Below are 12,215 nucleotides of genomic sequence, written 5' to 3'. Positions count from 1 at the left end.
GGCAGGTGCATGTATAGAGTGTTTATCTTCATAATTGTTATATCCAGCTTTTTAAATGGGCTAAAGGCTAGGGGATTATATTCAGCTATTCCTCAAGAGACTGCAACCTTAACTAAACCGATGCAAAGTTCTATAACGCGTAACAACGTATATAGTAATATCAAAAAACTAAACACAGATAAGTATACCATTAACGAGGAGCAGTCTTTTCAAACTACTCTTGAGGGCTTTGGGAAAGTACGGTTTGTATCGACTCAAGCAAAGAAAGATGAAATCCCCAAAAACTACTTTTTTCTATTAGATGACCAGGAGCGAGTTGTATATTCATTTCCAGATATGTATGGAAATGAATGGTGGTATGCTGATGAGGGCATAGAAGCGGCAGCCTTTAGGGATGTAAATAAGGATGGTTTAAAAGACATTATCATTATTGCTTATTATGAAACGGGCACTGGACCAGATGGTGCAAAACCATTTCCAATAGCAGGTATCTATTTTCAGAAAAAAAATAAAACTTTTACCACAATCCCTGCATTAGATGAGACTCTTAACGATCAGGGACATAATAGAACCATTAAAGATGTCATTCAATACGTAAGCAAACAACGGATAAACGTAAACTAACCGACAAAAAGGAGCGGTAACATGGGATATCCAATCATCAAGTATAATGGAACAGTTTTATCTCTTAAAAATCCGAAAGTTAAAGTTGTACAGAAAATGAATGAGCATGTGAAGGTCATTTTGACAGGTGTATTAACGGGTGCTCAAATGGAAGAATATACAGATCATATGGAGGCAGGGGCGAAGTTAGTTGTTTCATATATGAATGACGATCATAACCAGAGTGTGCTATTTCGAGGGCCAGTCACGCAGTTCAGAATCAAGATGGTATCCAATGTAGCCTATCTGGTCGTCGAAGCTCTATCCTATACAAGCCAGATGGATGAAATACCTCATAGAAAATCTTTTCAAAATGTAAAGATGAAGCTGCAAGCATTGCTTGAACACGTGCTCAAATCCTATCCCAAAGCCAATTGTACGAGTCGGTTGAAGGATCAACTTTTACAGGAATTTACGATGCAATTTGATGAGACGGACTGGTTGTTTCTGAAACGTATAGCGTCTCGGCTCGGTTGGGGACTAATACCTGATCCGGTTGGTGAAAAACCTCAGTTTTATTTTGGATTACCGGATGGCGTCAATCAGGATGAGCTCAGGCAGTATAATTACTCCATGACCAGAAAAACCAAACCAGGAGCTAGCAAGGATGACAACCTTTTATATTATAAAGTGCAAACGACAGGGGCTAGAGATGCCCTACTGCAAATTGGGGCGGAGGTTAAATTTAAAGGGAAAGCATTATACGTCCTGCAATCGGTTGCGTTTATACGCCATAGTGCTTTGTGGCATGAATATGTACTGACTACATTGGATGGAATGAAGCAGGATTTGATTGTAAATGAAAGCATTCGTGGTATCTCGTTAAAATCGAAGGTTATTGGAATCGAGCAGGACCACGTGAAGGTTTTCTTTTATGAAATGGATAAGGTCAAGCCGAATGTCAAGGAAACCTACGCTTTCCCAACGGCTACATTTTATACATCGGAAGGAAATACAGGATGGTACTGTATGCCGGAGTTGTTTGACTTTGTAGACATTTACTTTCCGACCGCTAAAGAAAAGGACGCCATTGTTACTCATTCAATCCGCAAGAGATCCAAAGGGGGCGACTTTATTCAGGACCCGTCCACGAAGATCTTTATGACCAAGTACCGCAAAGCCATTATTTTTGAGAAAAATGAAATTTTAATCACGGGGAACGACGATGAAGTGGTGATTCGACTGCTAGATGACCACGGCATCGAATTGCGGAGTAAAAAGGACATCCGTGTTAAGGCTGATGGAAACCTAGTACTCAATGCGGGTAACACAATACAAGTCACAGCCAAAGATGCCATCGGTTTAAAATGTAAAACGAGTTTGGTTGAAATGGACGGAAACATTAAAATGACTGGAGAAAAGATAAAGACGCAGTAAATAAAACCACCAAGAGAGGGGGGGGAGCATGGCTAAAGTAACTACAGGAGCAATCGTGCATGAGAAACCGTCGACCCAGGAAGATATGGTCCAAGAATGGAAACGTAAAATAAGCAAAGGCGAATATCCTTTTATTCATATAAATCAGCCTCGCACCCAAAGTGAAAAACGGTAAATGTGTCAGGCAACGAGGGAATAAGGCTCCTAAGGAGCCTTATTTGTTCATCTATGCAATTTTCTCCTAACATACAGTTACAAAGACCTATTCCGCCTAAGCTATGTACTATGACCAGAAATACTGAATCCAATGACTTTATACTTATTTTTCCTCCCGGCTATATCGCTCGTAAATAGGATGCACTATAATTATACTACTTCTTAATTTGGGAAAAATTAGACGGTGAAATTTATAATAGCCCTTCTCAGGAAGAAGGGGTCTTGTATTTGGGAACTTCGCTGTCGATAAACCAATCTGGTCCAGAGACGTCGATTACTTCTTTGGTTTTATAACTGTAATAAATAGTAATTTTGCTGTCTTCGTGACCTTTAATGTACCCATACAGATATATTCTTGAGTGGACAGCAGGATCATCCACAGTATAATCCTTTAGTATAAAATCTGCATTATAGTGTTCTTTAATAAACTCCACGCCGATGGGAGTAGCGACATCTACTAATTCTTTCTTCTCTTTGTCGGACAAGCTGGAACAACCTCCTAAATACATAACAATTAAAATAAGTGCCAGAATCAGTGGGATTTTTCTGTTCAAGTTACAATTCTCCTTTTCTGGTAATCACCTTTTTCATAACTCTATAATATATTTACACAATAGACAAGGTGGGAATAACTTGACCTACATTAACGACAAAACATATTGGACCATTGCAGATAGAGTTTATGACCGGGAGTTGACTGCTAAAGATTCTAAAAGCAGAATCCTTCCTGATTGGAAGATTGTTGAACCCGAAGGAGCTATGTTGCATGACACGAACGGTTCGGGATTCGATGCGACCGTATTCCATAACGAAAAAACCAATCAGGTGATCATCGGTTATAGGGGTACAGAACCTCCGGATCGGCCCAAGTGGAGCGTGGCGATGGACTGGGGAACCGATTTTAGCGATGTCGTCGGTGGACGCGCGAAAACGTTGGAAGAAGTCCATCAATATTATGAAAATAATAAGGAAGAGGTGGCCAAACTCCCACCACAAGTGCAAACTGCATTTCTTCAATATGAGGAAAAATATCAGAATAATCAATTTACACAAGCTCAAAATCTATATGATGTTGTAAAAAAAGAGTATCCCTCTGCTGAAATAACGACCACAGGCCATTCTCTGGGAGGAGCGGAGGCAGAATATGTGGCGGTGCGGAACGGACTGTCATCCGTCAGTTATAATCCACCAAGCATTGTACATCTATTGCCGGATGATCTTCAAAAGAAGGTGGAAAATGGCGATTTTCGAAAGACGAATGTCGCTTATGTCAATCCGAAAGATACTATTGGTTCGGGAGTTAATGATGCACAGCCACATGTGGGTGCAACCTACTTTATAGACAATGATTATAAGACAGCTAATGAAGCCAAAATCACTGTTCCTGTTTCATTACCAGTCAAAAGGGAAAATAAGTGGGCTGACTTTTTTTTGGGACCCAAATGGTCTCCCATTGTCTATATCCCAATTACGTTGCCTATGATGCAGCAAGATCCGATTACGAAGTTCTATAATTCAGTATTTGGAGAAGCAACGCATAGCATGGAGCATTTCACATTTGATGAAAACGGCAATATCAGCAATCCGCTGTACACTATGGACGGACAATTGGTAGAAGGTAATCCGCGGGTGCAGGCGTACGAGCAAATGCTGGCCGCACAGGCAGAGCTTAAGCAAGTCATGGGCAATTTGATCGAACGCTACGAGGGACAATTAGGTGCCTTCGGGCAGTTTGCTGCTAATGCACTCGGTGTGAATTTGATGGGAGCAGGCCAAAATGACCGCGCTAATGGTGGAGCTTATTTTGTAGGCAACAAAAATGGGGGCACAATTCAATTAACACCCGAAGAGCTAAAGCATGCGGCAAATCAGATGCGTTCTAGCTTACATGGATTTTCCAGTGATACCCGTGCGTCCATTCAGTTATTTCAGGCTCATATCGGGACAAGTGAAAGCCAGTCTTTGACCCCGCTTGCGCATAGTGCTACGGCGACACTGGATCGAATTAATCGCTGGTATCAGGAGTCGATCACAGAGATAGCAGAGTATATCGATCGTAAGGGCCAGGAATTTACGATGGTGGATCAATAAGAATGAGCAGCTGGAAGAACACAACGGGAGGCGAAAGAGATGAGCAGAATATCTTTGAGCCTGGGGGATCTGCGGAGAGCTGTACAGCAGTGCGAGCAGCTAAGGCAAAGACTTCAGCATCAGGAGCAACAGATGAAAAATATATATGGTCGTCTGCAAGACTGGCGAGGCGAATCGGCTGCTGAATTAACACGCAAAATGGAGGCGTTTCTCCAAGGAACCACATTACGGATCCACGAGTTGGATGAGCATAAAGAGCAGTTGAAACGTTATATTCGCAAAATGGAAGAAGCTGATCGACGGGAAGAAAAGCGTAAACGAGCAGCACAATGGTGACAGGCGTATATCATAGCTAACTTTATGCTGTTGTGGCCAGCTACATAACTTACAAGAACCGTACTATCGCTAGGAGACTTCTGCGGGGTACGGTTTAATTGTGTGTACATAAAAACTACATATATACTACATATATAGTAGAAGGAAAAAATATCTCACGGAATGCGGCGATAGTAATCTTGAAGTCTGCATCTTAAGGTTGCTGTTATTTTGGAGCATTGTTGTACGAGCTACAGTTAATGAAGTTTCATCTGATCAATGGAAATAGTAAATTGTTTCCTTTCGTTGTTATCGGCCCTTTGGTAGGATGGATCTAAACCGAGATTTTTGAGATCAGTAAGTATAAAAATGTCGCAAAGTTACAAACTTCGACATATTGTTCGCTTTTTCGCGATATACGTTATTGAATCAGGGATTTTTGTTTGCTATTTAGCGTATATTTATGTATAATCTATCGTGTTAAAAGATTGATTGTACGTAATATGCTGATGAGGGTGGGTTCATGACGCTGCTCGACAGTAACGAAAGCAAAAAGCGGATGTGCCAGATTTACAATGAAGTTTCAAAGGAACTGTTCGGCTTCGGGACCACGCTGTTGCGGGCCACCGTTGAGAACAACATTGTTACCTTTGTAGCGAAGCACCGGCGTTCTCCACGCTCGGCGGCATTGGAAGTGGAAGCCCCCGGCTTGAAGCTGGAAGTGGATTTCCGAATGTCCATGCTGTATAAGAAGAGACTTCGCGAGAAGCTGATTGAGGATATGGAGCTCGATATAGAAGCTTTACTGCGCGACTATGATTCAGCAACGCAGTGGGCCATTACGAACATCATACTGAAAGAGTCCTAATAAAATTGGATATTCGGCTTTTCGCTTCGGATCTATCTGAGGGGAGAACCTGTTATAACGCGCAGCGGGATCAACTTATTCTTTGTTTACGAAGAAAAGTATTCTTGTTTTACAAGAGTACTTTTCTTTTTTGTGTCATAAGGTGTGCAGAATAAAAAAACAGGGGGAGTTTCATATGAAAAAGTGGTTTAAAGGATTTATGGCTGTGACCTTGGCATCTGTGGTACTGGCAGGTTGCGGCAGCAATGCTACTAGTGGTCAGACAGATGGAAAAGATGGCTCAGCTGATGGGAAAAAGAAACTAGTTATTTCCACATGGGGCTTCTCCGAGGACTTTTTTAATAAAGAAGTGTACGAGCCTTTTGAAAAGGAACATAACGTTGATATTGTTGTAGAAATCGGAAATAATGCGGAACGATTGAACAAAATCAGTCAAGGCAGCACTGATGTCGATCTGATTTATCTGTCTGATTATTATGCCCAACAGGGAATTCAACAGGGGCTATTCGAGAAGTTGGATCGCAGTAAAGTGCCGAACTTGAACCAAATTTATGATATTGCCAAAGCACCACTGGGTGAGGAATATGGCCCTGCTTATACAGTCGGACGCCTTGGTATTGCCTATAATCCAGAGCTGGTGAAAAAAGATGTAACCTCCTGGGCCGACCTGTGGGGCACTGAATTCAAAGGAAACGTGACTCTGCCGAATATTACGGCAACGGCTGGCCCGATGATGGTAGACGCGGCTTCCAAGGTAGCGGGTAGCAAGGAATTTAATGAAGACCAAGCCTTTGGGAAGCTGAAGGAACTGAGTCCAAATATTGTTAAGTTTTATAGTAAAACGTCCGAGTTCGTAAACATGTTTAGCCAGCAGGAAATTGCGGGCGGTCCGATTATGGAAATGTACTTCAAAGATTTGCAGGCAGCTGTGCCAGGGGCGAAATTCGTAGCTCCTAGTGAGGGTGCTTATGCAGTCATGAACACGATTAATGTAGTGAAAGGCTCCGACCAGAAGGAGCTGGCTGAGGAGTTTATCAACTGGCAGCTGAGCAAGGAAGTTCAAGAAAAATCCGCCAAAGCAAAGGTTGATTCTCCGGTGAACACGCAGGTGGTACTGTCCGGTGCGGATACAGAGGGAATTACGTACGGTGCAGATGTAGTGAATAAGCTGACCAAGCTGGATATGAAATTCGTTAACGATCATATCAAGGCATGGACAGATCGCTGGAACCGGGAAGTTGCACAATAATGAAAAAGATCATATTAGATGTAGATACAGGCATTGATGATGCGTTGGGTATTTTACTTGCGGCCAAAAGTGGTCAGCTGGATATCCAAGCGATTACTACGGTATGCGGGAATGTTTCACTTAAACAAGCAACACTGAATACATGCAAAATCCTCAACCTGCTGGAAAGACCGGATATTCCGGTCTATCGGGGGGCAGAGGCTCCATTAATACGAAAAGGCCTGCACGAGCACCGTGTTCATGGAGAAGACGGCATCGGAGGTGCATTGAGTGGAATAGTCCCAGCCATCTCTGCATCCGAAGGTTTTGCACCGGATATCATCATTGAGACCGTGATGGCTCACTCGGGGGAAATAACGCTGGTTTGCACCGGACCGCTCACCAATCTGGCGTTGGCGTTGCTGAAGTGTCCCGATCTGACGGATCACGTTCATGAGGTTATTTTTATGGGCGGTGTTATTCACGGGTGCGGCAATATTACACCTGTAGCGGAGTATAACATGTACGCTGATCCTGAAGCCGCACGGATCGTATTTCACGCTGGATTTAGTCGATTGATACAGGTTGGTCTGGATGTAACACGTAAGGCATTGCTGACTGCGGATCATGTTGCTCGTCTGACCCGTCCAGAGATTCGTAATTATGTAGCTGAAAGCACGGCCGTGTATACCAAGCGTTATGAAGAACGCAACGGCGTAAAAGCGTGTGCGCTTCATGACCCGCTTGCCGTAGGTGTGGCATTGAATTCGAGGTTAGTAGATACCTCGCTGTTATATGTGGACGTGGAAACCTCCAGTCGCATATGTGACGGACAAACGGTAGGAGATGTGCAGAACCGTCTCAATCATAGTCCCAATATGAATGTGTGCGAGCAGGTGGACAGTGAAGCTTTTCTGGAGCTGTTTATCCAGGTGCTGAACAAGGAATAACATTTTGATAACCGCAAGGAGCTACCCATGAAGAAAACATACTTGTATTGGCTGCTGCTGCCAGGTTTGCTCTTTCTGGCGGTGTTCATGGTCATTCCGATTGTGTTGACGATCGGTTCGACCTTCGTACAGAACAGCTCATTCACCCTAGAAGGCTATCTCCATTTCTTCAAGGACCCTTATTTTCTGAAAATATTGCTGACTACGCTGGAGGTCAGTGTCGTAACGACCCTCGTGTGCGTATTGCTCGGTTTTCCGACGGCTTATTATATTTCACAAAAGGCCCCGCGTCGTAAAGGGATTTTGCTGGCGCTGGCTATCTTTCCCTTGTTGACGAGTCCGGTGGTGCGGTCATTCAGCTGGATGGTCATTTTGGGTCGCAAGGGGTTATTAAACAACGTGCTAATGAGTTTAGGACTCGTGGATGAGCCGCTAAATATTTTGTACACTCCGGCAGCGATGATTATTGGTCTGGTCCATTTGTTTTTACCGCTGATGATTATTTCATTGATTGGTGTGCTTGAAAATATTGACGGTGATCTTGTCCATGCTGCTCAGAGTCTTGGAGCCTCCAGATTCAGCGCATTTCGTAAAATTGTATTCCCGCTGTCTGTTCCGGGTCTGATCATTGGAAGCATTCTTGTTTTCGTAGGCAGCCTGACAGCTTATACGACCCCAGCACTGCTGGGAGGGAAACAGCGGGTTATCGCTACATTTTTGTACCAAAATGCGATGACGCTTAACGACTGGTTTTTAGCCTCTGTTATCGCAACAATTATGATTGCTATTACATTTATCGTGGTCGGTCTCTTAAATAAGGCGGCCCATAAACTCAATCCGAAGGGGTAGGTGGATATGCGGGAGAAACATTACGGACTAGGCTTCTTTAGCCTGCTGGTCTTCATCTTTCTGCTCGGTCCGCTGTTGATCATATCGGTCACTTCTTTCGAGCCGGGCACGGTATTAAAATTTCCTCCGCAGGGCTTTTCCTTGCGCTGGTATGAAAATATTTTTGAAGTGGATTTGTTTATGTCCACGTTCAAAACGTCGATTGTCGTCTCTCTGCTGGGCAATATCCTGGCGTTGTTAATCGGTATGCCAGCCGCTTATGCGCTTAGTCGGTTTTCGTTTCGCGGTAAGGATGCACTGAATGCCTTGTTCCTTTCCCCGTTGCTTATACCGGGTATTGTGCTTGGATTTACACTGCTGCGTTATCTGATCATTGTGTACCATTTACCGGTATACGCTGGACTTTTGATCGGACATACGGTGATTATGCTGCCGTTCATTATTAGAGTCATTGCATCCAGCTTGTCTAACTTTGATTTTGCGATTGAGGAAGCAGCGCTTAGTTTGGGAGCTGGACGGCTGGAAACCTTTTTCAAGGTGGTTCTACCCAACATCCGCTCAGGCATTATTGCGGCTATCCTGATTGCCTTTCTGGAATCATTCAACAATGTCGACATTTCCGTCTTCATGACAGGACCGGGCTTCAGCACCCTGCCTATTCAAATGCTGACTTACGTCGAAAATTATTTTGATCCGACGATTGCAGCGATTTCGGTTATGCTGATGATTTTAACGGGTATCCTGATGTTCTTGATTGAACGACTGATGGGATTGTCTTACTTCACTAAAAGGTAATGGAGGCTTCAACCTTATGGCACTGCTTACTCTGGATCGCGTTTCGGTCGCTTATGACAACCAACTGATCTTGCAGGATTTCGATTTGCAGCTCGAACGAGGGCAATTGCTTTCGTTGCTCGGACCGAGTGGTTGTGGCAAAACGACTACACTTCGTCTTATTGCAGGATTTCTCGAAGCTAAACAAGGAACATTTTTGTTTGGTGATAAGGATTATACCCGGGTTCCAGTGAATAAACGGAACTTCGGTTTTGTATTCCAAAGTTATGCGCTTTTCCCGCACTTGTCGGTTTTTGATAATGTTGCCTTTGGTTTGCGGTTACGTAAAGTAAAAGAAGATGATGTGAAACGACGCGTTATGACTATGCTGGATACGGTTAGCTTGGGGGGATTCGAAAAACGTTTCCCTGGCGAATTATCAGGCGGGCAGCGTCAACGTGTCGCGATTGCGCGAGCGCTTGTAATTGAACCTGATCTGCTGCTGTTTGATGAACCTCTGAGTAACTTGGATGCTAACCTGCGTGTAAATATGCGCGTAGAAATCCGCCGTATTCAACAGGAGCTAGGTATCACCACCGTGTATGTATCGCACGATCAGGAGGAATGTTTTTCGATTTCTGACCAGGTTGCGATTATGAATAAGGGGAACATCGAGCAATTAGACGCTCCATCGACCATTTTTAAATATCCGACGACCGAATTTGTTGCCCGCTTTATTGGGTTTAATAATTTTCTAAGCTTTGACGAGCGCACTGAAGAAGGAGAACGTATTCGACTGAATACAAGCGACCTTTCGTTTAGCGTAGTGCGTAATCAGGGCACAGTCCAGCCAGGGGCTCGCCAAGGCGCTATTCGCCCGGATGATTTGGTCATTCGAACAGAAGGCAACGAGACAGGAGAAAATGAGCTTTCTGGTGTCATTAAGGTAAGTACTTACCTAGGGCGCAGCTATCAGTATGTGGTAGAGACAGCGAAGGGAAACTTTACGGCTAATCAGGAAATGGATACGCCTTACTTGAGTGGTCAACGGGTTACCCTGCATTTTCCGGCAGACAAAATGGTGCTGGTCCAATAATCAGCGGGTTCGATGAAGGAGATACATCATGCGTGCAGACAAAATGATTTTACAAGTTAAGGTGTATAACAGTTACTACAAGACGTTCGAGGTAGGCAATGTTGCTATACTTGAAGGCAAGTTTATGTATATCGGTCAGCGTGGTCTGGAATCTTTCGAGGCTGCTGAAATTGTGGAGGGGCACGGGAAATATATGATTCCCGGCCTGATCGATATCCATTTGCATATCGAAAGTACAATGGTGACACCAGCAACCTTTTCCTATGGACTCATTCGCAATGGGGTCACGACGATTGTACCGGAACCGCACGAAATGGCGAATGTTTTCGGATTGGAAGGTATTCAGGAAATGATGGAGGCCAGCAAAGATTGCGTGGCTGATATGTTTTACGGGATTCCTAGCTCTGTCCCAGCGACACCATTGGAAACCTCAGGGGGCGAGATTGACATCCCCGAGATTGATACTTTGTTGCAAACGGGTGAGATGATCTGCCTGGGTGAAATTATGAATTATGTAGATGTCATTCGTGATCCGGAGAGCAAGACGAACCGCATCTTACGCCATGTTCGTGAGCACTACCCAGAGCTGATCATTGAAGGCCATACGCCGCAGTTGCTTGATCTGGATCTGCATCAGTTGATCTATGCAGGAATAGGCTCAGACCATACCCACCAAAGCATTGAAGGTATGAAGGCAAGAATGGCCGCCGGGATGTTTATTGAGATCCAGGAAAAATCCATGACCCCTGAGGTGATGGACTATCTCATTCAGGAGGACGTTGCACAACATTTTTGCTTCGTAACGGATGATGTAATGCCGGATTCTTTCGTAGAGCGGGGACATCTGAACCATATTGTAAGTAAAGCGATCGGAATGGGCATGAAGCCTGAGGATGCGATTTATGCAGCTACGTTTACTCCTGCTGCCCGGATGCGCATGCATGATCGCGGGACAATTGCGCCAGGGAAAATAGCTGACTTTGTGCTACTATCGGATCTGGAGCAGTTTGATGTGGAGCAAGTCTATAAGGACGGTCATAAGGTATTTGATAAATTTGAGGAATATCATCAGGCACAGGTAAAGTGCCAGTTCCCTGCCCACTTTTATCAAAGTGTAAAGCTCAATCCACTCACAGAGCAGGATTTTACTGTGAAGTTGGATGTAGCTGATGGCACACATCAATGCCGTATTATGATGGTCAAGGATGGATCAACTTTTACAAGCGAACGAATTGCACCTGCCCAAGTAGAGCAGGGTGAACTGGTATGGGAACATGGTGAACATGGACTCATTGCTACGTTTGAGCGGTATGGCAAGAACGGCAACCGTGCTTACGGTTTGATCGGGGGAGATACGATTAAACGTGGAGCCGTGGCAACCACCTATTCGCACGATAACCATAACTTGCTGGTCGTGGGGCATAACAAGCAAGATATGATTTTGGCTGCGAATACGGTTCTATCCAGCCAAGGGGGCTTTTGTGTAGTTGAAAATGGCAAGGTGCTGTCCCATTTACCGTTAACAGTGGGCGGAATTTTAACAGAGGGACCGCTAGAAATGGTTGCTGCCCACGTAAAGGAACTGCGTTCAGCCTTACTGTCGCTAGGCTATCGCCATTACAATCCAATCATGTCGCTGAGTACTCATTCTTTGCCAGTCAGCCCGGCTTTGAAAATTACCGATCACGGCTTGATTGATGTAAACGCAGGCAAAGTTGTACCCTTGATTGTAAACCCTTCGGAAATGCAAGAATAAAAAAAGAGTCGACCCTTTTACGGGGCGGCTCT

The 12,215-nt window shown here is 44.3% G+C and carries 13 protein-coding genes; 12 read left to right on the top strand and 1 reads right to left on the bottom strand.

Annotated features, from left to right (window positions below; genetic code table 11):
* The first annotated feature begins 9 nt into the window (after window positions 1-9).
* Genes EGM68_RS24240 through EGM68_RS25845 form a run of 3 tightly spaced genes read left to right on the top strand, consistent with a single transcriptional unit; the run spans window position 10 to window position 2,215 of the window.
* Window positions 10-624: a hypothetical protein gene (locus EGM68_RS24240; protein ID WP_240664103.1), complete on the top strand. Its 615-nt coding sequence runs from the start codon at window positions 10-12 to the stop codon at window positions 622-624.
* 21 nt (window positions 625-645) lie between these two features.
* Entirely contained in the window at window positions 646-2,040 is a 1,395-nt protein-coding gene (locus EGM68_RS24235) for a hypothetical protein (RefSeq protein ID WP_129550174.1), read from the top strand.
* Between the two features lie 28 nt (window positions 2,041-2,068).
* Entirely contained in the window at window positions 2,069-2,215 is a 147-nt protein-coding gene (locus tag EGM68_RS25845) for a hypothetical protein (protein ID WP_165264080.1), read from the top strand.
* Between the two features lie 247 nt (window positions 2,216-2,462).
* On the opposite strand, the gene EGM68_RS24230 is transcribed toward EGM68_RS25845, so the two are convergent.
* Complete coding sequence (locus EGM68_RS24230; RefSeq protein ID WP_040102645.1) at window positions 2,463-2,810, bottom strand: hypothetical protein; 348 nt, start codon at window positions 2,808-2,810, stop codon at window positions 2,463-2,465.
* 79 nt (window positions 2,811-2,889) lie between these two features.
* Here EGM68_RS24230 and EGM68_RS24225 point away from each other — a divergent pair, with 79 nt between their 5' ends.
* The 9 genes from EGM68_RS24225 to EGM68_RS24185 all read left to right on the top strand — a co-directional run bounded on the left by EGM68_RS24225 (window position 2,890) and on the right by EGM68_RS24185 (window position 12,183).
* Window positions 2,890-4,347: a lipase family protein gene (locus EGM68_RS24225; protein WP_129550173.1), complete on the top strand. Its 1,458-nt coding sequence runs from the start codon at window positions 2,890-2,892 to the stop codon at window positions 4,345-4,347.
* Window positions 4,348-4,386: 39 nt separating this feature from the next.
* Window positions 4,387-4,683, top strand: a complete 297-nt coding sequence (locus tag EGM68_RS24220; RefSeq protein WP_107733762.1) for a WXG100 family type VII secretion target — start codon at window positions 4,387-4,389, stop codon at window positions 4,681-4,683.
* A gap of 502 nt (window positions 4,684-5,185) precedes the next feature.
* Window positions 5,186-5,530 (top strand): hypothetical protein, encoded by a 345-nt coding sequence (locus EGM68_RS24215; RefSeq protein ID WP_013373571.1) that lies wholly within the window; start codon window positions 5,186-5,188, stop codon window positions 5,528-5,530.
* 175 nt (window positions 5,531-5,705) lie between these two features.
* Window positions 5,706-6,779: an ABC transporter substrate-binding protein gene (locus tag EGM68_RS24210; RefSeq protein ID WP_129550172.1), complete on the top strand. Its 1,074-nt coding sequence runs from the start codon at window positions 5,706-5,708 to the stop codon at window positions 6,777-6,779.
* Window positions 6,779-7,708 carry a nucleoside hydrolase gene (locus EGM68_RS24205; protein ID WP_129550171.1) on the top strand — a complete coding sequence of 310 codons (930 nt, stop codon included), beginning with the start codon at window positions 6,779-6,781 and terminating at the stop codon, window positions 7,706-7,708. Before EGM68_RS24210 ends, EGM68_RS24205 begins: the two co-directional genes overlap by 1 nt.
* Before the next feature lie 27 nt (window positions 7,709-7,735).
* Window positions 7,736-8,557, top strand: coding sequence for an ABC transporter permease (locus tag EGM68_RS24200; protein ID WP_013373568.1), 822 nt, complete (start codon window positions 7,736-7,738; stop codon window positions 8,555-8,557).
* 6 nt (window positions 8,558-8,563) lie between these two features.
* Window positions 8,564-9,352: an ABC transporter permease gene (locus EGM68_RS24195; RefSeq protein ID WP_013312456.1), complete on the top strand. Its 789-nt coding sequence runs from the start codon at window positions 8,564-8,566 to the stop codon at window positions 9,350-9,352.
* A gap of 16 nt (window positions 9,353-9,368) precedes the next feature.
* Window positions 9,369-10,427: an ABC transporter ATP-binding protein gene (locus EGM68_RS24190; RefSeq protein WP_129550170.1), complete on the top strand. Its 1,059-nt coding sequence runs from the start codon at window positions 9,369-9,371 to the stop codon at window positions 10,425-10,427.
* Between the two features lie 28 nt (window positions 10,428-10,455).
* Window positions 10,456-12,183, top strand: a complete 1,728-nt coding sequence (locus tag EGM68_RS24185; RefSeq protein ID WP_129550169.1) for an adenine deaminase C-terminal domain-containing protein — start codon at window positions 10,456-10,458, stop codon at window positions 12,181-12,183.
* The last annotated feature ends 32 nt before the right edge of the window (window positions 12,184-12,215 follow it).

Source organism: Paenibacillus sp. M-152, from assembly GCF_003856555.1.
Classification (GTDB): domain Bacteria; phylum Bacillota; class Bacilli; order Paenibacillales; family Paenibacillaceae; genus Paenibacillus; species Paenibacillus polymyxa_C.
This window is presented reverse-complemented; position numbering and strand designations above follow the sequence as displayed.

Excerpts from the sequence above, each read along its gene's own strand:
- EGM68_RS24240 (WP_240664103.1), top strand. The coding sequence starts at position 10 with ATGTATAGAGTGTTTATCTTCATAATTGTTATATCCAGCTTTTTAAAT.
- EGM68_RS24235 (WP_129550174.1), top strand. The coding sequence starts at position 646 with ATGGGATATCCAATCATCAAGTATAATGGAACAGTTTTATCTCTTAAA.
- EGM68_RS25845 (WP_165264080.1), top strand. The coding sequence starts at position 2,069 with ATGGCTAAAGTAACTACAGGAGCAATCGTGCATGAGAAACCGTCGACC.
- EGM68_RS24220 (WP_107733762.1), top strand. The coding sequence starts at position 4,387 with ATGAGCAGAATATCTTTGAGCCTGGGGGATCTGCGGAGAGCTGTACAG.
- EGM68_RS24215 (WP_013373571.1), top strand. The coding sequence starts at position 5,186 with ATGACGCTGCTCGACAGTAACGAAAGCAAAAAGCGGATGTGCCAGATT.
- EGM68_RS24210 (WP_129550172.1), top strand. The coding sequence starts at position 5,706 with ATGAAAAAGTGGTTTAAAGGATTTATGGCTGTGACCTTGGCATCTGTG.
- EGM68_RS24205 (WP_129550171.1), top strand. The coding sequence starts at position 6,779 with ATGAAAAAGATCATATTAGATGTAGATACAGGCATTGATGATGCGTTG.
- EGM68_RS24200 (WP_013373568.1), top strand. The coding sequence starts at position 7,736 with ATGAAGAAAACATACTTGTATTGGCTGCTGCTGCCAGGTTTGCTCTTT.
- EGM68_RS24195 (WP_013312456.1), top strand. The coding sequence starts at position 8,564 with ATGCGGGAGAAACATTACGGACTAGGCTTCTTTAGCCTGCTGGTCTTC.
- EGM68_RS24190 (WP_129550170.1), top strand. The coding sequence starts at position 9,369 with ATGGCACTGCTTACTCTGGATCGCGTTTCGGTCGCTTATGACAACCAA.
- EGM68_RS24185 (WP_129550169.1), top strand. The coding sequence starts at position 10,456 with ATGCGTGCAGACAAAATGATTTTACAAGTTAAGGTGTATAACAGTTAC.